This is a genomic window from Saccharibacillus alkalitolerans (assembly GCF_011090185.1).
GTDB classification, from domain to species: domain Bacteria; phylum Bacillota; class Bacilli; order Paenibacillales; family Paenibacillaceae; genus Saccharibacillus; species Saccharibacillus alkalitolerans.
This window is the reverse complement of sequence record NZ_JAAFGS010000003.1, coordinates 215,557-234,497: the sequence shown is the minus strand read 5'-3', so window position 1 is coordinate 234,497 and position 18,941 is coordinate 215,557. Positions and strand designations below refer to the sequence as shown.

At 59.6% G+C, this 18,941-nt stretch carries 18 protein-coding genes; 13 read left to right on the top strand and 5 right to left on the bottom strand.

The features are described 5' to 3' along the window. The first annotated feature begins 6 nt into the window (after positions 1-6). The 8 genes from GYN08_RS09785 (at position 7) to GYN08_RS09755 (ending at position 6,295) form a co-directional block, all read left to right on the top strand. Entirely contained in the window at positions 7-198 is a 192-nt protein-coding gene (locus tag GYN08_RS09785) for a hypothetical protein (protein ID WP_166274031.1), read from the top strand. Between the two features lie 238 nt (positions 199-436). Further along, positions 437-961 (top strand): hypothetical protein, encoded by a 525-nt coding sequence (locus tag GYN08_RS09780; RefSeq protein WP_166274030.1) that lies wholly within the window; start codon positions 437-439, stop codon positions 959-961. Positions 962-1,214: 253 nt separating this feature from the next. Continuing rightward, positions 1,215-1,550: an antibiotic biosynthesis monooxygenase gene (locus tag GYN08_RS09775; RefSeq protein WP_166274029.1), complete on the top strand. Its 336-nt coding sequence runs from the start codon at positions 1,215-1,217 to the stop codon at positions 1,548-1,550. A 219-nt stretch (positions 1,551-1,769) separates the two neighbouring features. Next, entirely contained in the window at positions 1,770-1,892 is a 123-nt protein-coding gene (locus GYN08_RS23940; protein ID WP_268952867.1) for a hypothetical protein, read from the top strand. 32 nt (positions 1,893-1,924) lie between these two features. Then, entirely contained in the window at positions 1,925-2,902 is a 978-nt protein-coding gene (locus GYN08_RS09770) for a phosphotransferase family protein (protein ID WP_166274028.1), read from the top strand. A gap of 124 nt (positions 2,903-3,026) precedes the next feature. Next, the gene (locus GYN08_RS09765; protein WP_166274027.1) at positions 3,027-3,653 is read left to right on the top strand and encodes a DJ-1/PfpI family protein; all 627 of its coding nucleotides are present in this window, start codon (positions 3,027-3,029) and stop codon (positions 3,651-3,653) included. Between the two features lie 241 nt (positions 3,654-3,894). Continuing rightward, positions 3,895-4,953: a lactonase family protein gene (locus GYN08_RS09760; protein ID WP_166274026.1), complete on the top strand. Its 1,059-nt coding sequence runs from the start codon at positions 3,895-3,897 to the stop codon at positions 4,951-4,953. Between the two features lie 184 nt (positions 4,954-5,137). After that, entirely contained in the window at positions 5,138-6,295 is a 1,158-nt protein-coding gene (locus GYN08_RS09755; RefSeq protein WP_166274025.1) for a sensor histidine kinase, read from the top strand. 131 nt (positions 6,296-6,426) lie between these two features. Here GYN08_RS09755 and GYN08_RS09750 read toward each other — a convergent pair whose 3' ends face one another. After that, positions 6,427-7,353 (bottom strand): AEC family transporter, encoded by a 927-nt coding sequence (locus GYN08_RS09750; RefSeq protein ID WP_166274024.1) that lies wholly within the window; start codon positions 7,351-7,353, stop codon positions 6,427-6,429. A gap of 148 nt (positions 7,354-7,501) precedes the next feature. Continuing rightward, on the bottom strand, positions 7,502-7,813 hold the full coding sequence (locus GYN08_RS09745; protein WP_166274023.1) for a hypothetical protein: 312 nt from the start codon (positions 7,811-7,813) through the stop codon (positions 7,502-7,504). A 207-nt stretch (positions 7,814-8,020) separates the two neighbouring features. On the opposite strand from GYN08_RS09745, the gene GYN08_RS09740 reads away from it, so the two are divergent. Next, positions 8,021-9,013: a sugar kinase gene (locus GYN08_RS09740; RefSeq protein WP_166274022.1), complete on the top strand. Its 993-nt coding sequence runs from the start codon at positions 8,021-8,023 to the stop codon at positions 9,011-9,013. A gap of 49 nt (positions 9,014-9,062) precedes the next feature. After that, positions 9,063-9,947 carry an NAD-dependent epimerase/dehydratase family protein gene (locus GYN08_RS09735; RefSeq protein WP_166274021.1) on the top strand — a complete coding sequence of 295 codons (885 nt, stop codon included), beginning with the start codon at positions 9,063-9,065 and terminating at the stop codon, positions 9,945-9,947. Positions 9,948-9,970: 23 nt separating this feature from the next. Here the strand turns inward: GYN08_RS09735 and GYN08_RS09730 are convergent, their stop codons facing one another. Continuing rightward, a complete protein-coding gene (locus tag GYN08_RS09730) occupies positions 9,971-11,203 on the bottom strand; it encodes a nitrate/nitrite transporter (RefSeq protein WP_166274020.1) in 1,233 nt (410 codons plus the stop codon). 440 nt (positions 11,204-11,643) lie between these two features. On the opposite strand from GYN08_RS09730, the gene GYN08_RS09725 reads away from it, so the two are divergent. Together GYN08_RS09725 and GYN08_RS09720 are read left to right on the top strand one after the other, a co-directional pair. Further along, positions 11,644-13,884 (top strand): FAD-dependent oxidoreductase, encoded by a 2,241-nt coding sequence (locus tag GYN08_RS09725; protein ID WP_166274019.1) that lies wholly within the window; start codon positions 11,644-11,646, stop codon positions 13,882-13,884. A gap of 25 nt (positions 13,885-13,909) precedes the next feature. Next, positions 13,910-16,090, top strand: coding sequence for a molybdopterin oxidoreductase family protein (locus tag GYN08_RS09720; protein WP_166274018.1), 2,181 nt, complete (start codon positions 13,910-13,912; stop codon positions 16,088-16,090). Positions 16,091-16,195: 105 nt separating this feature from the next. Here the strand turns inward: GYN08_RS09720 and GYN08_RS09715 are convergent, their stop codons facing one another. After that, positions 16,196-16,633, bottom strand: a complete 438-nt coding sequence (locus tag GYN08_RS09715; protein WP_166274017.1) for a threonine/serine exporter family protein — start codon at positions 16,631-16,633, stop codon at positions 16,196-16,198. A gap of 18 nt (positions 16,634-16,651) precedes the next feature. After that, positions 16,652-17,407 (bottom strand): threonine/serine exporter family protein, encoded by a 756-nt coding sequence (locus tag GYN08_RS09710; RefSeq protein ID WP_166274016.1) that lies wholly within the window; start codon positions 17,405-17,407, stop codon positions 16,652-16,654. A 340-nt stretch (positions 17,408-17,747) separates the two neighbouring features. On the opposite strand from GYN08_RS09710, the gene GYN08_RS09705 reads away from it, so the two are divergent. Further along, entirely contained in the window at positions 17,748-18,821 is a 1,074-nt protein-coding gene (locus GYN08_RS09705) for an FUSC family protein (protein ID WP_166274015.1), read from the top strand. Positions 18,822-18,941 lie beyond the last annotated feature (120 nt).

Sequence of the window (18,941 nt, the reverse complement as noted above, 5' to 3'; positions counted from 1 at the left end):
GCGGACATGAGAGACGCGATAATCGGGATTATGGCGGTAGGTATCGGATTGAGCTTTTTGTACGGAGCGCTGAGCCGGGGAAAATCGTTGGTCAGAGTCAAACTGCTGGGTCTTCAAGTACCGATTCGCGCGCTGCAAATCGCCATTTCGCTGCTGATTGCGGCCGGCGGGATTTATTTGCTGATGCGTGGAGCTTAGACGATACGCAGATTCCGAAGGGGGAAAGCGGGAACGATCCATGGGGCAGCGGCGCTTGTGCTTGCGGAAATTTACGTGTATAAAGAATCGGTGTAGCTTCGATCGGTCGGCCGGGGATACGGCGGAGGGCCGGGACCTTTTGCGCAACGGTACACCCGGCTGTTCGAAAAATTTTCCGAGAGGCTGCGGGAAGCGCGGATCAAAAATATACTGCGGGATTGATTAAGGAGTGAGCACGATGAAATTGCAGCAATGGATAGATGCCGCCCTGAGCGGGAGGATCGGCGAGGAAGACGTGCAGCATGCGCTGTGGCTGCTGTCGAACACGCCGCTGCTGTATGACGGCGGGGAGACGATCTCCGTCGAAGATTATATGCGCGGATTGGAAAGGCAGCCGTCGGCGGAGGAGTCCGAAGCGCTGGACGAGCTGTTCGGCATGGCGGTATCGCTGTGCCGGCGGTATGCCGAAGCGGCGGACTACGACCGGATGCAGGATGTGCTGAGCCTGCAGTTCGATCTGTGGGCGCGCGGCGCGCTGCGCTTGGAAGATTGGATCGCCTGGATTCGGGAAGCCGCAGCCGGAACGATGGATCTGCCCGCTTACGACTTCGACGAAGTGCTCGGCAGCGCGCCGGAAGGCTTTATGATCCAGGACTTTCACGACGAGTTGAATTACCGGCTGGAAGACGCCCCCGACGACGAATGGGCGCTGTCGCATCTTGACGAATTGTATCGCCGCGTCGGCGTCACCGGAAAAGCATAAAATTGCGGATAAAGGTTGACGGTAAGAAACAAAGCCGCTATGATAGGGAACAACGGGAGACGAGCCGACAACGGTTTGTCTCTCGTTTTCTTTTGTTAACCGGTTATACACGGAACGGAGAGGGCGAATATCCGCGCTTTCCGTCGAAATCGAAAGCAGAATAGTTTGGTTGACTTGACAATGAGAATGTTTATCAATTAGGATAATGAAACAAGAAGGGCTCCGCTCTTCAACAACAAAGGAGGCGGCAGGAATGTTTGTCGTGATGAGAACGATTACGGTCAAAGAAGGAACTTCCGATCTGGTGGTCGAGCGTTTTTCCGAACCGGGGATCGTCGAGGAGCAGCCGGGCTTTGTCGACATTCAAATTTTGGTGAAAGACGTGCGGCGCGGCGAGGAGGAAGTTGTCGTTCAGATCCGGTGGGAATCGAAGGAAGCCTGGAAAAATTGGGAGAAAAGCGATGCGCATATTCAAGCTCATCGCAGCAGCCGGGGCGAAGCGAAGCCGGACCACGTATTATCCACTTCGCATGCCGCCTACGAACTCAAAACCGTAAAGCTTCCCCGTACTGCGGAAAACCGCGCCTGATCGTGCGGGTTCGCGCCTGCAGTGAAATAGACCCTTGCAAAAACCGTCTTCCTCTGCGAAGGCGGTTTTTTTGTCGAAAATGTCGTTTTATGAGCAAAAGTCGGTCAGTTTTCCTCTAATTGCCTTCAAAAGAAGTCTTTTTGAGCGTATAATCAACGACAATCTATCGTGCTGCGCGGACGGGCATCACAAAGTCGGAATACGAAGGGCGTGCGAAAAATGAAGGCGGGGAGACACGAAGCGGAAAGCGGGGAACGGACGGAAGAAATAAGAGAAACGCTGCGGTACGGGGACGGCGGAAGCACGGAATACCGGCTGCGGAAGATCGCGGTATACCGCTGAATAAAGAGGAACGCGGAAGGGAGCGAAGGAAGATGAACGGCTTGGACGGCGCGAACGGAATGAATGACCGAGAAAATCAAACGATTCAAAACGCTCCGGAACTATTGGGACGGGAAGTCGCTCCGCTGGGCGAAATCATCGAAGCTTATCCGATGAACGGCTGCGCGTCCGGAGACCGGAAATACAAAGTGCACTTTCACGGTTATGACAGCGCCTACCTGCTGCGTCTGTTCGGCGAATCTTCCCTTTCGCTGAAGCGGGCCGAATTCGAAGCGCTGCACCGGATGCAGGCGCTGACGGTTCATTGTTCGCGGCCGATCGCGATGGGACGCTGGGGCACGGAAGGGTTGTATTTTCTGCTTGTTTCTTATATCGACGGAACGGATGCCGGGCAGGCGCTGCCGCTCTCGAGCAAGCCGCAGCAGCTTCGGATCGGGATGCAGGCGGGCGAGGAACTGCGCCGCATCCGCTGCCATTCGGCGCCGGCGGGAACGGAAGACTGGAGAAGCCGCTACCGACGCCGGACGGAACGCGAACTGGAACTGCTCCAAAAGCACGGCATTTCGTCCCGCGGTCTTGAAGCGGCGGCGGAAAAAATCCGCAGCGCCGCAGGTTTGACGGAAAAACGTCCTTCCGCTTTTTTGCACGGAAACTTTGACCCCGCCCATCTGATCGTGCAGGGAGGAAGGCTGACGGGGGTGATCGGCTTCGGCCGATTCGGTTGGGGCGATCCGCTGTACGACTTCGCGAGACTGGGCCTGCACAGCCGCAGCGTCAGCCCGCTTTTTTGCACGGGTCAGATCTTGGGCTATCACGGCGGACAGGAGCCGGGACGTGAATTTTGGGGATTCTATGCGCTTTATGCCGCTTCGGGCGCCGTATCGCTTGCGGCGGAGTCTCTGGGGCGTCCGCGCGAAGAGCTGTTTACGGCGATCGAGCTGGCGGACCGGCTGGCGGCGGACCATGACGGCTTCGCCGACGATTCCCCCTCCTGGTTCGGAGTTCTTTAAAATTTTTGCAATTTAGCGAGGAAAGATTCGGGAGGCATTATTCCGGGGTATGTGAGAAGTAGAGCTTTTTCCCGAAGAAGAAAAAGCAGCTCATTCAGTACATAAACCGGAAGGGGAAGGCAAATTGAAGACCTACATTCTCGTATATAACGGATTCGCGCAGTTCGAGGTTATGCTTGCCGCCCATTTGATGAAAACGGCCGGCGAAATCGTAACCGTCGGATTGTCGACGGATCCGGTTGTTTCGCACGAAGGATTTCGTATCGTGCCCCATATGACGATCGAACGGGTGGAAGCATGCTCGGTCGATCTCTTTATCGTTCCCGGAGGAGATTTGTCGCAGATCTCGCGCCGGAGCGAAGTGGAGAATCTGCTGAAAGCCGTGCAGGCCTGCGGCGGAAAAGTCGGGGCGATCTGTTCCGGAACGATGCTGGCGCTGGATGCCGGCTTGGCGCGCGGACGCAACTTTACTTCGCCGCAGCCCGCGGATCCCGCCGCGGCCGCAGGATCGCGGCTGAGCCTTCCCGTCGTGTCCGACAGCGGGCTTGTGACCGCGCAGGCTTACGGCTACGTCGATTTTGCCTTGGAATTGGGACGGCTGAGCGGCATATACCGGAACGAGGCCGATTACGAGGAAACGGTGCGCTTCTTCAAATTTTTCATGCCGCCCGAAGAGCCGGAAACGGCGGAGTACGTTAGAGCGGCCGAACTCCGCACGCCGGCCGCGTCGGAGACGGTACTGGCCGTGTGATCCGCTCGGAAAGAGAAAACAGCGCGAACGGGAATCGGGATGTATAGGCGCGGGTGAGCGGATTTTTTCGGCCGTCCGCGTTTGGGATTTATGACGCGTTAAGGTATACTTAACACATATCGCTCGGGCAGCCGGGCTACCGGCGGAGTGCCGGGAGACAAGGCCGGATCCGCGGAAGACGCGGCTTAAGCCGATGTCTCCGAACGCGGATCACGGCGAATGACGATCAGGAGGAATGGAAATGGCACAAACTCAAAAGATGTTCGTGTTCGTCGGCTCGTACGCCGAATCCGCTTCGAGCGGCGTGTACACCTACGAATTCGACGAAAAAGAAAGCACGCTCAGACTGCTGGATCAAACTTCGGACTTGAAAAATCCGACGTTTTTGAACGTGGATGTCGAAAATCGGCATATCTACGCTATTGGAGAAACGGAAACCGAGAACGGCAAAGCGGGCGAAGTGATGATGATCCACTTTTCCGAAGAAGGAACGCTTACCCGCTTCAATCGGGCGGTTACGACGCCGAATACGACCTGCCACGTGCAGCGCGATTCGAACAATCGTTTTCTGATCGTGTCCAGCTACCACGGCGGAATGGTCGGTCTGGTCTCGCTCAAACCGAACGGACATATCGGCGATCTGCTCGACGTGCAGACCCACGAGCCGATCGACGGAGCGGCGCCGCATGTGCATTCCGCTTTCTTCAGCCCGGACGAGAAGTTCCTGCTGGTTCAAGATTTGGGGCTCGACCTGATCCGTACCTACTCGATCGATCAGGAAGCCGGCAAGCTGGTTCCGCAGGGCGACACGCGCACGGCCAAAGGAGCGGGACCTCGCCATCTGGCTTTCCACCCGGGCGGCAGATTCGCGTTCGTCATCAACGAACTGAACTCGACGATCGCCTCGTACCGCTATAACGCGGAAGACGGGTCGCTGAGCGAGATCGAAGTCGTGCCGACGCTTCCTTCCGATTACACGGGAGAGAACGGCTGCTCGGAAATCGCGGTATCGGCCGACGGGCGCTTCGTTTACGGAGCAAACCGCGGTCATGACAGCATCGTCGTGTACGCTTTCGACGAATCGGGCGAAAAGCTGACGCTGGTGCAGCACATCTCGACCGAAGGCGGACATCCCCGCCATTTCGCGCTGACGCCAAGCGGTGACCATCTGCTTGCGGCGAACCGCGACGCCAACAACATCGTCGTGTTCGCCGTCGACAAGGAGTCGGGCCGCTTGACGTCGACGGGCAATACGGTAAGCGTATCGAAGCCCGTCTGCGTGCGCCCTTACTACGTATAATTGCTCGAAGCCGGGCTTCGGATCGGCCGCGCGCCGACATCGGACGGTTTCTCCGCACCGCGGAGAGCCGTCTTTTGTTTTGCGGCTAACTTTCGGTCGATAAAAAGGCCGGAATCATGGTACCCTGGATAAGGCGCGAATGAAACGATTTCGCGAGAAGAAGCATAAGGAGGGGTTGGAAAAGATGGACAGTTTGCCGACCCATGCGCCGAATTGGGCACATATTGTCGACGAGCTTAGATCGTCGGTTACGATTACGGACGCGACCGATCCGGAGCAGCCGCTTATTTTCGTTAACGAGCATTTTTTGCGGCTGACGGGTTATTCGCGCGAAGAGGTCATCGGACGGAACTGCCGTTTTTTGCAGGGTCCGGATACCCGAAGCGAAACGCGCCGGGAGATTCGCGAACGGTTGGAGCTCTGCCTGCCGGTACGCACCGAGATTTTGAATTATAGGCGGGACGGAAGCCCGTTTTGGAACGAAATCAACATCGATCCGATTTTCGACGCGGAAGGACGCTGCATTATGTTCGTCGGCCTGCAGTACGACGTGACCGACCGCAAGCTGCTGGAAGAAGAAGCGGCGCGCACGGCGCAGGTCGCTCATGGCCAGAGCCGCAAACTGCTCGAATTTTTGGGCAAGCTTAACCATGAATTGCGAAATAACCTGAACGGCATGCTGGGCCTGCTCGACATTGTGCTGATGGACGAAAGCCTGCCGGACGATGTCCGCGAACATCTTCGGCTTGCCCGGGGAAGCGGCGATACGATGCTTACGATCGCCAACGATGCGCTTGATCTGGCGCGCGCCGCCGACGGACGCATGAAGCTGGAGCGGATCGAGTTCCGCTTGAGACAGATGCTGGAGTCGATTCTTTACATCCATCGGCTGCGGAGCGAAGAGAAGGGACTGGAACTTCGTTTGGAAGTCGGAGAAGAGCTGCCGCAGCGCGTGTACGGCGATCCGCACCGTCTTCGGCAGGTGCTGGACAATCTCATCGGCAACGCTTTGAAGTTCACGGAACGGGGAAGCGTAACGTTATCCGTCGAAGAATTGGAAGGAGCGCCGGAAGGGAATGCGCGATTGTTCCGTTTCACGGTCCGGGACACGGGAATCGGCATTTCCGCCGAACGGATGGACGGGCTCTTCGAAGCGTTCAGCCAAGCGGACGTTTCCCATGCGCGCCTCTACGGCGGCGCGGGGCTCGGTCTCAAAGTCTGCGAAGAGCTGGTGACTTTGATGGGCGGAACGCTGTCCGCCGAAAGCCGGGAAGGCGAAGGCAGCGTATTCCGCGCTGACATTCCGCTTCTTCCGGGGGAAGAAAACGGCGCGCTCGCTTAACGGCCTGCGTCCCATCGGCGAAATGAAGCGGCCGCAGGCGGACCTTTTACATAGCGAGAAAGGTTGATCGGATAGAAAAAAGCCCGTCCTCCGTGGACGGGCTTTCGGTATTTTCGGTCCGGGAGACGATTTCAGGGCGCCGTCCAGACGAGCAGCACCGGCAGCAGAGCGAACGAGGCTAGCGTCGTCCAGAGAATGCAGCGCGAGACGAACTTCGGCGACGCGCCGAACTGTTCGGCGAGAATGACCGCGTTGACGGCCGTCGGCATGGAGGCCAGCACGAGCAGCACCCCGAGCAGCAGCGGCTCCGCGCCGAGCAGCAGCAGGATCAGCCAGCTCAGCAGCGGAGCGACGAACAGACGAAGCGCAAGCCCGGCGCGGAACGCCTTTTGCAGATTGGGCTGCCATTCGCCGTGCGCCGCCCCGATCATCTGCGCGCCCAAAATGATCAATACGACGGGCGAGTAAGCGCCGGACAGCAGATTGATGCCGGTCTGCATCACGTCGGTCAGCTCGATCCCGGTCAGCCGCAGCAGGCCGGCCAGCGCGGCGACATAGAGCGCCGGCAGCTTGAGCATGGCGGCCCCCGCTTTTCGGACGGAAAAGTGAGAACGCGCCGCAAAGAATACCCCGACCGTGTTGACGATAATGATCTGCATCACGACATAGACGGCCGCTTTGTCGAGTCCCGCCTGCCCGAAGGCCAGCAGCACGAGCGGCAGGCCGTAATTGACGCAGTTCGTGAAGGAGGCGACCAGCGTCAGACCGGCTTTTTCCGCGTCTTCGAGTTTCAGCAGGCGGCCGAGCAGCAGCGACACGCCCCACATTGCCAGCAGATTGATTACGCTGAACGCGATCGTGATTCCGACGTCGCCGGCGGAGACGCGCGCGTTGATCAGCGTCGTGAAGATGATGGCGGGGCTCAGCACATAGAGCGAGAGCACGGACAGCGGCTTGGTGTCGAGCCCTTTGAAGCGGCGCAGCAGAATGCCGGCCAGCACCGGAAGGGACAGCGGCAGAAACACGTGATACAGCGTAACGAGAAGAGACAGCAGCATGGGCAACCTTCCTTCGATGGCCGGACGGGTTCGGAAGCGGCCGGAATTCGCCGATGCGAGCCGCTTGCCGGGGGCCCGGCGTAATGAACTTTACTTTAACGCGGCAGTGGGGATTCGTCCAATATTCGCTGCCTATGCGGTTATAGGCTTAACGGCTTCTGCGCTCCACGAAACGCTCGAGCTGGCCGAACAATCCTTCGCGCCGCAGAATCTCCGCCTGCTTGGCTCCGATCAGGTCGAAGTGCGGATAACGGTCGCGGCGGTGAATATAGGCGGGGCTGAGTCCGTTGTCCAGACACCAGCGGGACAGCCGGCCGAGATCCGAGCAGCCGACTTTGGTCACCGACGTGACGCCGGGAAAACGGGGGTCGAGCCAAAAGTGGGTAATATAAGCGATTTCGCCGCGTTCGACGGCTTCTTTCCAACGGGCGAGCTCCTGTCTGTCGATTCCGAATGCCATGGCGTTCCCTCTTTTCTTCAAACGTTCTTCCATTATAACAGCGCGCCGCGTGCCGGAACCACCGCCGGAGGCGATAGGCTTGTCCGCAGGGAATTTAGCGCGTAAACTGGAAGAAGCTTGATGATAACGCATTCAAAAATGGCGAGGCATCGGCTGCGGCCGCAGGACAGCAGCGTCGGACGGTGCCGAAGGAGGAGACAAAGCATAATGCGAAGCAATCGGGTAGACGTGGTCACGCTCGGGGAAAGCATGATTTTGTTTCAATCGTACAACCAGGGGGCGCTGCAGTACGAGCCGTTGTTCACCAAGTCGCTGGCCGGAGCCGAATCGAACGTGGCCATCGGATTGTCGAGGCTGGGCAAAAAAGTGCGCTGGATCGGCCGTCTCGGCGGCGATCCGTTCGGCGATCTGGTGCTGACTACGCTGGCGGGGCAGGGGGTCGACGTATCGCATGCGGTTCGCGATTCCGAGGCGCCGACCGCCGTTTACTTCAAGGATTTCAAGCGCTACGGCGATCCGGCGGTCTATTATTACCGGAAAGGCTCCGCGGCAAGCCGGCTGACGCCGGACATGATCGACGAAGCCTGGCTCGAAGGGGCGGGGCATCTGCATGTGACGGGCATTACGCCGGCGCTCGGCGAGCATACGGCGGCCGCGACGCGCAGGCTGATGGAGCTGGCGCGGGAAAAAGGGCTGACCGTTTCGTTCGATCCCAACTTGCGGCGCAAGCTGTGGAGCGAGGAACTGGCGCGGAAGACGCTGCTGTCGCTGATCCCGCTGTGCGACATTTTCATGCCGGGCGACGAAGAAGCGGAGTTTTTGCTCGGGGGAATGGAGATCGAAGCGTACGGAAAGGCGTTTCTGGACATGGGACCGAAGCTTGTGGCGATGAAGCTGGGCGCGGAAGGTTCCATCGGCTTTACGGAAAAAGCGTGCGTGCGCGCGGAACCTTTTGCGGTAGAGCGGCTGATCGATACGGTCGGCGCGGGCGACGCGTTCGCTTCGGGTCTGCTGTCGGTGCTGCTGGAGCATCGGGAGGAATTGGCGGGCGGACTCGGCGAGGAGGCGCTGCACGAAGCGCTGCACCGCGCCAATCTGCTCGGTTCGATGGCGACCCAATTCAAGGGAGACTGGGAAGGGCTGCCGACGCTTTCGGAAGTGCGCGCGATTCTGGACGGGGAGAAGCATGTTACGCGCTGAGCCTGCGCCGGATAAATCGATTTGTTGAACGAAGGGGAGGAGTTACATAATGACGCAAAACGTGCTGGTTCTTGGAGGAACGCGTTTTTTCGGCAAAATTTTGGTGGAAAAGCTGATCGGGGCGGGACATGCGGTCACGATCGCGACCCGGGGAAGAACGGAGGATTCTTTCGGAGACCGGGTGGAACGCATCAAAGTGGACCGAGCGGACGAAGCCGCGCTCGCCGCCGCGGCGGAAGGGCGGTATTGGGATGTGGTCTACGACAACATCTGCTATACCGCCGACGAAGCGCGCGCGGCGATCCGCGTATTCGACGGCAAAGTCGGCCATTACGTGCTGACGTCCAGCCTGTCGGTATACGGAGCGGGCTCGGCCGACATGCCGGAAGAGCGGGTGGATACGGCTTCTCTCGACGTTCCGCCGAGTCCGGTCGGCAAAGTGCCGTACGGCGAAGGCAAGGCGCAGGCGGAAGCCGTCTTTTTCCGCGAAGCGCCGTTTCCGGCGGCGGCGGCGAGGTTCCCGATTGTGCTGGGACCGAACGATTATACGAAAAGACTGCACTTTCACGTGGACCGAATCAAAAACGGCGTTTCGTTCGTGATGCCGAACACGCAGGCTTGCATCTGCTTCATTTATGAGGAAGAAGCCGCCGATTTCCTGAAGTGGCTCGGCGAAACGGGTCAGACCGGGCCGTTCAACGCAGCGTCGGCCGGCAAGCCGAAGCTGCGCGAACTGCTGGCGCTCATCGACCGGGAAACGGGCGGTTCCGCGATCGTGATGTCGGAAGGGCCGGAAAGCGAGGCGTCGCCGTTCGGCATCGAAGACGACTGGGCGATGGATACGTCGCGCGCCGAATCGGCGGGCTTCGTCTTCCGCAGTCTGGACGACTGGCTGCCGCCGCTGGTGCGCGAGCTGGCGGCGCCTGAAGCTTAAGAGCTCCCTTTACCGCTGCCCGGTCAGGCATCCAGCCGACCGGGCAGCGGAGCGATCGGAGCGGCGGAAGCCCAGGTGCTGCGCCATCTCAGCTGCATGACGACAAGCAGACCGAGCGCGAGCAGGACGACTCCGCTGAGGCAGACGAATCCGGGCGTGTAGCTTCCCGTCATCTGATACAGCTTGCCGAGAAGCATCGGAAGGGCATAGCCGCCCAGACCGCCGGCGGCGCCGACAATGCCGGTCATTAAACCCAATTCGCTGCCGAAGCGCTGCGGCACGAGCTGGAACACCGCTCCGTTGCCGGCGCCCAGACACATCATGCCGACGAACAAGATGACGATGACCGCGGCCAGAGGCGGCATGGGAGCGACCAGGGCGAGCATGATGCCGGCGCCGCAGTACAGGACGGTCAGCATCCGGATGCCTCCGAAGCGATCGGACAGATAACCGCCCAATGGGCGGAAGAAGCTTCCCGCAATGACGCACAGCGTCGTGAAATCGGCAGCTCTGACGGCGGACAATCCGTACTGGGCGTTGAAGAAGATGGTCAGATAGTTGGAAAGCCCGATGAATCCGCCGAACGTGACGGCATAGAAGAGGCAGAACACCCAGGCATCGCCCTGCCGCAGCACCGACGCGTACTGGGACATTTTTTTGGGAGCGGGACGGTGCGGACTGTTGCGGGCGAACAGAGTGAACAGAATGAAGACGACGGAGATCGGGATAATGGCCAGTCCGAACACGACTTCCCAGCTTCCGAAATGCTGCGCGATCCGGTTGGCGAACAGCGTGGAAATGACCGTTCCGCTGTTGCCCGCTCCGGCGATCCCCATGGCCAATCCCTGATGCTCCTTCGGGTACCACTGGCCGGCGAGGGGCAGCGCCGCGGCGAACGAAGCTCCCGCTATGCCTAGCAGAAGAGCGACGATATACAGCTGATCGAGCGAGTGGACGAACTGCCATCCGATAACGAGAGGGATTAAGGTAAAGACCATTCCGATTTGCCCCGTCAACTTAGGCCCTATGTAATCGGTCAAGGCGCCGAGCACAAGCCGCAGAATCGACCCGCCCAGAATCGGAAGGGCGACGAGCTGCGCTTTTTGCAGAGGATCCATCGGATAGTCGGCCGCAATGACGACAGCCAGCGGACCGATCATCACCCAGACCATGAAACTCATGTCAAAGTACAAAAACGCGCTTAACAACGTCGGGGTATGTCCGCTTTTCCAAAAACTTTTTTTCTCTGTCTCCATCGTCTCTCATCTCCTCGTGAATGGGTTGTAAGCTTTGACACATCCGAAAAAGGCCGCAATTCGCCCTTTGGGAGGAACGAATCGCGGCCTCGTTGCCGGATGAAGAGCGCACAGCGTTGTGCGGCCTTTGGAATAAGCAAAGTATAAAAATTTAAATGACTCGTGTCAATATACCTGACTAAAAAATAAAAGAAGCAAGTGATTTTTACTGTACAAGAGCCTTTTTGCTTTATTGAATCTCTATTTGTGTTAATTAATATAACATAATTATTGACTTCGCATGAATCATCGCCTACTCTATGAGTAGTCATTCGGTACAATGGAGTACCGTATTGCATCGGCAGCGCAGCCTACTCTTCTTTCCTTCGGGATAGGAGGTAGGCTTTTTGTGTCCGAATTTGCCGCAAGATGAATCTTTAAGGACAAGTGAGGGATGAAGCATGCTTAAGCAAAAACCCAGGCTGGTTGTCATCGGAAACGGCATGGCGGGAATCCGCTGTCTGGAAGAAATTCTGAAGCTGGATCCCGATCGGTTCGAAATTGCGGTCATCGGGGACGAACGTCGCCCCAATTATAATCGCATCATGCTGTCGAAGGTGCTTCAGGGGAGCGCTTCTCTCGAGGATATCGTGCTTAACCCTTACGAGTGGTACCGGGAACACGGCATTGCGCTGCATACCGGCGAACGGGCCGTCCGGATTCATGCCGGAGCATGCCGGGAGGTCGAGACGGCCTCCGGCATGAGACTGCCCTGGGATCGGCTGATCGTCGCCACGGGATCGTCCGCGTTTGTTCCGCCGATTCCCGGGACGGATAAAAAAGGGGTGATCTCTTTCCGGAACCTGGAAGACTGCAATGCCATGATCCGGGCGTCTGAGGCGGGAGGACGCGCCGCCGTGATCGGAGGCGGCCTGCTGGGGCTGGAAGCCGCGCGGGGGCTGCTGAATCTGGGCATGGAGACGGAAGTCGTCCACAACGCTCCTTTTTTGATGAATAGGCAGCTTGACGAGACGGCCGCGAAGCTTTTGCGGCGGGAGCTGGAGAATCAGGGCATGCGTTTCCGAATGGGAGCCCATACCGAAAGCATTACCGGGCCGGGACGGGCCAGAGGGCTTCTTTTTTCGGACGGAACCCGGATGCGGGCCGACCTGGTCGTTCTTGCGGTAGGCATAAAACCGAACACGGAACTGGCGGCCGCAAGCGGAATTCGCAGCAGCCGCGGGATTCTGGTCGACGACGAACTGGAGACGAATCTGCCGGGCGTCTACGCGATCGGCGAATGCGCCGAACATCGGGGAATCGCCTACGGACTTGTGGCGCCGCTTTTCGAACAGGCCAAAGTGCTGGCCCGCCGTTTGTGCGAAGCGCCGACAGAGCCGTACCGGGGTTCGATTCTGTACGCGCAGCTCAAAGTTTCGGGCGTCGACGTATTTTCGGCGGGCGAGATTCGCGAATCCGAAGCCGACGTGGCGCAGCGCTGGGAAGACGGAATTCGGGGCGTCTACCGGAAGGTGACGATGAAGGAAGGCCGGATCGTCGGGGCGATTCTGTACGGCGATACGGCCGAGTCGGGGACGCTTCTGAAGCAGATCCGCCAGGAAGCGTTCGTCTCGGCGCTGCCCTCGGGCTCCGGCGGGCAGGGCGGTGCGCGGGAGGCGGCGGCCGCGCTGCCGGAAGGGGAGCGGATCTGCGCCTGCGGCGACGTCAGCAAAGCGGAGATCGTGCAGGCGGTCATGCGGGACGGATTGACGACCGCCGACCAGGTGAAGCAGGCCACGGGCGCTTCCGGCTCCTGCGGAGGCTGCCGCCCGATGGTCGCCGCCCTGGTCGAATACGCGAAATCGGGCGGGGCGGCGGCCGCGGCGCCCGCGGAAGAGCCGGAAGAAGAAGCGGTATGCGGATGCGTGCCGTTCGGGCGGTCCGGACTCAAGTCGGCGGCCAAAGCGGCGGGGCGCTCCCTCCCTGCGAACATAGGGGCCGCCGGTGCAAATGCCGCTGTTTTACGGGAAATCCGGCTGGTGCCTGAGAAAAATTGGGAGGGAGGATGCGGCGTGTGCCGTCCGGCCGTCCTTTATTATCTGTTCGGGCACGCTGAGACGGAAGTGGGCGACGAAGAGAAGGATAACCGGCGCGGAAGACGCGGGACGGCGGTTCGGGTGGCGGCTCCCGCTTATTCGTCCGCGGCGGCAGTCGAGGCCGGGGCGATCGGACGGCGTTGGTCCGAGCGGTGGGAGAAGATCGTCCTTCCCGGCCCGGTCGAAGCGGCGGTATCGGCCGGGCCCGATTATCCGGCCGGAGTACCGGTGCGGGATATCGGCTTAAGGCGATGTCCCGCAGGCTGGGAGTTCTATGCCGGCGGACATGCGGAGCATCCCGTGCGTCAGGGAGAACTGATCGGCATTATGGACAATGCGGAAGACGCCGCGGCGATCGGAGACGCCCTGCTGCAGCTCTACCGCGAAGAAGCTTTTTACGATGAACCGCTCTGGGAATGGTTTGGCCGAATCGGCCTTCGGACTGTCCGTGAAGTTCTGCTGGACCGCACGCTGCGGGAAGAACTCGCCCTGCGGTTCGAAAGGGAGTCGAAAGGCGTCGCAATGAGCGGCGCGGAACCAAGGTTCGAAGATTTCGGCTCGTTCCCGGAAAAAGCGGAAAAGAGTTTGGAGTCGGCTTCAAATTAATCGCTCGGCGAAGGAGGAAAGGATCATGTCCAGCAGTTTGATCGGTAAGACGCCCGGCGGAGAGCCGTTTTTCGCGGGACGCACGCAGTGTCCTTTTTGCAGCGTGCAGTGCAAAATCAGAATGGACGGCGAAGCGAAGCCGGAAGGGCTTTCGGCGTTCCGTGCGCATGGAGACGACAATGCCGCTTCCGAAGGCCGGCTCTGCGTCAAAGGACAGAACGCGCACCAGCATGCGCTGAGCGGGGAAAGACTTCTGCATCCCATGGTCCGGCGGGGAGGGAAGCTGGTGCGGGCAACTTGGGAAGAGGCGATGCGCACGGCGGTCGGCATGTTCGCCGCTTCCGCGGAAGAAGGCGGACCGGATGCCGTCGGCGTATACGGCGGAGGCTCGCTCTCCAACGAATCGGCTTACTTGCTCGGGAAGTTTGCCCGTCTGGCGCTGGGGACCCGATATATCGATTACAACGGCCGATTTTGCATGTCCGCCGCGGCTTCCGCCGGCAGCAAAACGTTCGGCGTCGACCGCGGGCTGACCTTTCGGCTTTCGGATATTCCGAAAGCGGAATGTATCGTGCTGGCGGGAACGAATCTGGCGGAGTGCCAGCCGACCCTTATGCCCTACTTCAACCGGGCCCGGGAGAACGGAGCTTCGATTATCGTCATCGATCCCCGGGCGACCGCGACGGCCGCGGCATCGGATCTTCACCTTCCGGTTCGGCCGGGTACCGATGCCGCGCTGGCGGCAGGCATGCTGAAGGTATTGATCGAAGAAGGACTGATCGACGAAGCTTTTGTCGAAAGCCGGACCCGGGGATTCGAAGAGCTGCGGGAACGCGCGGTCAATCAGATGACGCTGCCGCAGACGGCCGAATTTTGCGGTGTGCGCGAAGACTTGATCCGGCGGGCGGCCACGATGTACGGGCGCGCCCGTACGGGAATGATCATGACGGCCAGAGGCGTCGAGCAGCAGACGGACGGGCATCTGGCGGTCCGGGAATTTCTGAATCTCGTTCTCGCCACCGGCAAAATCGGACGGGAAGGCTGCGGATACGGCGCGATTACCGGACAGGGAAACGGACAAGGGGGCCGGGAACACGGCCAGAAAGCCGACCAACTGCCGGGGTACCGATCGATCGCGGATGAAGCGGACCGGGCTTACGTCGCTTCGGTATGGGGGGTGGAGCCCGAGCGCATTCCCGGACCGGGCGTGTCGGCTTACGAAATGATGGAAATGATTGATCGGCAAGAAATTCGCACGCTGCTTGTCATGGGCTCGAATCCGGTCGTATCCAATCCGAACGTTTCCCGGGTTCGGGAGGGCCTTGAAAAGCTTGACGGGCTGATCGTGGCGGACATGTTCCTGTCCGAGACGGCGCTGCTGGCGGACGTCGTCCTGCCGGTGACTTCGTACTTGGAGAACGAAGGGACGCTGACCAATCTGGAAGGTCGGGTGCTGCTGCGGGAAGCGGTGCGTCCGGCGCCGGGAGAATGCCGCCACGATTGGGCCGTCTTGGGCGACTTCGCGGAACGGCTGGGCCGCGCAGAGGGGTTCCGCTTCCGCTCCGCCGAAGCGATTTTCGACGAACTTCGGCTCGCCAGCCGGGGCGGCCGCGCGGACTATTACGGCATCACGTACGATCGGCTGCGCCGGGAAGAAGGCGTTTATTGGCCGTGCGGGGAAGCAGGCGGCGGCAGCGGGCTTATGTTCGAGCGTTCTTTCGCCCATGCGGACGGCCGCGCGGTCTTTTCCGCTCCTCCGCAGAATACGGAAAACGGAAGAACGACCTCTTCGGCTTATCCGCTGCTGCTGACCAACGGAAGGGTATTGGCCCATTATTTGACGGGCGTCCAGACGCACCGCAGTCCCGTGCTCGAAGCCCGGGAAGTGGCGAATTTTCTCGAAATTCATCCCGCTGCCGCGAAGCGGATACGCGTAAGGGACGGGGAATGGGCGCGGATCGATTCCGAAGCGGGCATGTTCTACGCGCGCTGCCGGGTGACCGACAAGATCCGGGAAGACACGGTATTCGCTCCCATGCATTGGAGCGGCTCGCAAAACGTCAATCGCGCGACGCTGCCCGATCTCGATCCCTACTGCAAGATGCCCGGCTTCAAGACGACCCCGGTTCGCGTCCTTCCCTATGGCGGGAGCTCGGAGGAAGACGACCGTTCGGGCCTATCCGCCGGGCCGGCAGCCTTGGTCTAGACGACTCGAACAAGGGAGTTCGCCGAACATAAAACGCCGCCCGTGCACACGCTGGTGCAGGGCGGCGTTTTGTACGCTCGGGCGCATCGGAGCCGGACGTTTCGTTCAAGTCGTTCGGCCGGCGGATTCCCGGCGGCGCAGCATTTGATTCAGCACTTCGGACAGCACGAGTCCCGCCGCGATGGCGCCCGCGATCATCAGCGTCTGCGCGCCGATCTGCAGCGCTTCGTCGTAACGGTTCTCGACGAAGCGGCGCATGGCATTGTAAGCCATGCCGCCCGGAACGAGCGGGATGACGCCGGCGACGCTGAAAATGATAACGGGCGTGCGGTAGATTTTGGCGAACAGCTGACACAGAATGCCGACCAGTACCGAGGCGGCCAGCGTCGCCGGCGCTTCGCCGATCTCGCCGCGGACGGAGACGTAAAGTACCCAGCCGAGCATGCCGACGAGCCCGCAGTGAAAAAGCGATTTTTTCGGCGCGTTGAACAGGATGACGAATGCGGCGGCCGCAAAAAAGCTGGTCAGAAAATGAGCCCACATAGGCGTTATCCTCCTATTCTAACGGAAAAAGATCAGCGCGACGGCAATGCCCGCCCCGATGGCGAAGGCGGTCAGGCAGGCATCGGCGCCCTTGGAAATGCCGGAGACGAGATGGCCGGCCATCAGGTCGCGGATCGCGTTCGTGATCAGCAGGCCGGGGACGAGCGGCATGACCGAACCGACGGCGATCCGGTCGAATTCGTGCCCGAAGCCCGCCCAAATGAACAGCAGAGCCAAGAGGCCGACCAGCAGCGCCGCCGAAAATTCGGCGAAAAATTTGACCTGCACCAGACGGTGCAGATAGACCGAGGCGGCGAAGCCGGCGCCGCCGGCGAGAAAAGCCGCCGGGAAGTCGTACCATCCGCCGCCGAACATAATCAGGAAGCAGGCGCTCGACAGCGCCGCGGCCAGAATCTGCACGGGAAGCTTATAATTCAACGAAGCCGATTGAGCCTGGAGCAGCAGCGCTTTGGCTTCCTGCGCCGTCAATTCGCCCAGCGCGATCCGCCGCGATATGGCATTGACCAAAGCGATTTTGTCGAGGTCTGTCGTGCGGTCTTCGATCCGGATCAGCTTGGCCGGCTGTTCGCCGCTGGTCGAGAAGATCAGCGCGGTCGGCGTGACGTAGCTGTGGCTTTCGCTCAGGCCGAAGGCGGTCGCGATGCGCACCATCGTATCTTCGACTCGGTACGTTTCCGCTCCGCTCTGCAGCATGATTTTTCCGGCCAAAAGACACAGCTCGATCGTTTCGTATATGGAAGTTTTCTGCTCCAAAACGTTCGTTCTCCTTCGTCGTTTCTTGGGTGGCAACTCATTGTAACATAACTGAAATCTGTTTTTCAGCTTGTCTTAAGCTTTCCCGTTTAATCTAAAAATACAACCCCCTTTGAAACATAAATTTTGGACCGTCGGCGCACAAACGCGCGGCGGTCCCTTTTTTTTGTTCGCGGACTTTGCGCCGCGGCCGATGCAGCGGTTATACTAGGAAATCAGGCGCTGCTTACTTCGTCTCCCGGAGCGGGTAATACTTGGGGATCGGAAGAATAACGGCAGCGGGCCCCGCCCGGCGGAATACGGCCCGTGCGGCTGCCTGCACGACAAAGGAGGAATCGGCGTGAATTTCGGCGCAAGGATGCTGAAAACGGGAATCGCGGTAACCCTGGCTCTTTATTTGACTATGCTGCTTAACCTGACGCCGCCCGTCATCGCGGCCATCGCGGCCATATTTGCCATGCAGCCCACCATTTACAAATCGTGGACGTACTTTCTGGACCAGCTGCTGACCAATACGCTCGGCGCCGTGGTCGCGGTGGCGGCCGGCCGCCTGCTGTCCAGCGAACCGATCGCGGTCGGCCTGACCTGCATCGTCATCATCATGATCTGCCTGAAGATAAAGCGCGCCGATACGATCGGCCTTACTCTCGTCACCGTTATTTCCGTCATGGAAGCGTCGGGACAGTGGGGATTCGCGCTCAATCGTTTCCTGATCAGCGTCGTCGGCATTTTCGCCGCGTTTATCGTCAACGTGGCCGTGCTGCCGCCCAATCCGCGGAGACAGTTCCTCGGGCAGATTCAGTCGACGTTCAGTCAGCTGTCGCTGCTGATGCGAACCGCCGTATCGGACGAAATCAAGGAAAGCGTGTTCCGCGATCAGCAGAAGGCGCTGGAAGGTTCGATCCAGTCGCTGGCGGACAAATACAATCTGCTCGAAGAAGATCAGCATAAGCGTCGGCGGCCTTCTTACACGGAGAGCCGGCATCTTGTCGTCTATAAGCAGATGCTGCATACGCTGCGCAAAGGAAGCGATGTCGTGGAAGCGGTAGAGGAGCACTATTTTCCCGCTTCCCGCACGATGATGCTCGACCAGCTGTTCGATAGTCAGCTCGAATACATGATCAAATATCACGAGCATGTGCTGCTGAAATTCGAAGGCAAGCTTAAGCCCGACGACCTGCCGTGGCAGAACCTCGAAGAGGAGAACGAACGCTTCGCGGTCACGATGCAGGAGTACATGCAGCAGCAGCAGGGCAGCACGATGCGGCTCTCCATCGTCGCGGCGGAGATCCATGCTTACGCGTATCAGCTGGAGAGGCTCAACCGTCTTGTCGAACATTACGGCGACAGCGAGCGGGGAGTCAAAAAGCCGTGGACGCACTGGCTGAATCCGGCAAATTGGCGCAGCAGGTAAGAAGGCGGAAGAAGAGGCAGAACTTCATGGAACCCTCGCCGGCTCCGTTTATGTCAAAAACCTCGGGGTAATAATAAAAGACGAATCGACCCCAGGCTGACAACAAGGAGGAGTGTTCGA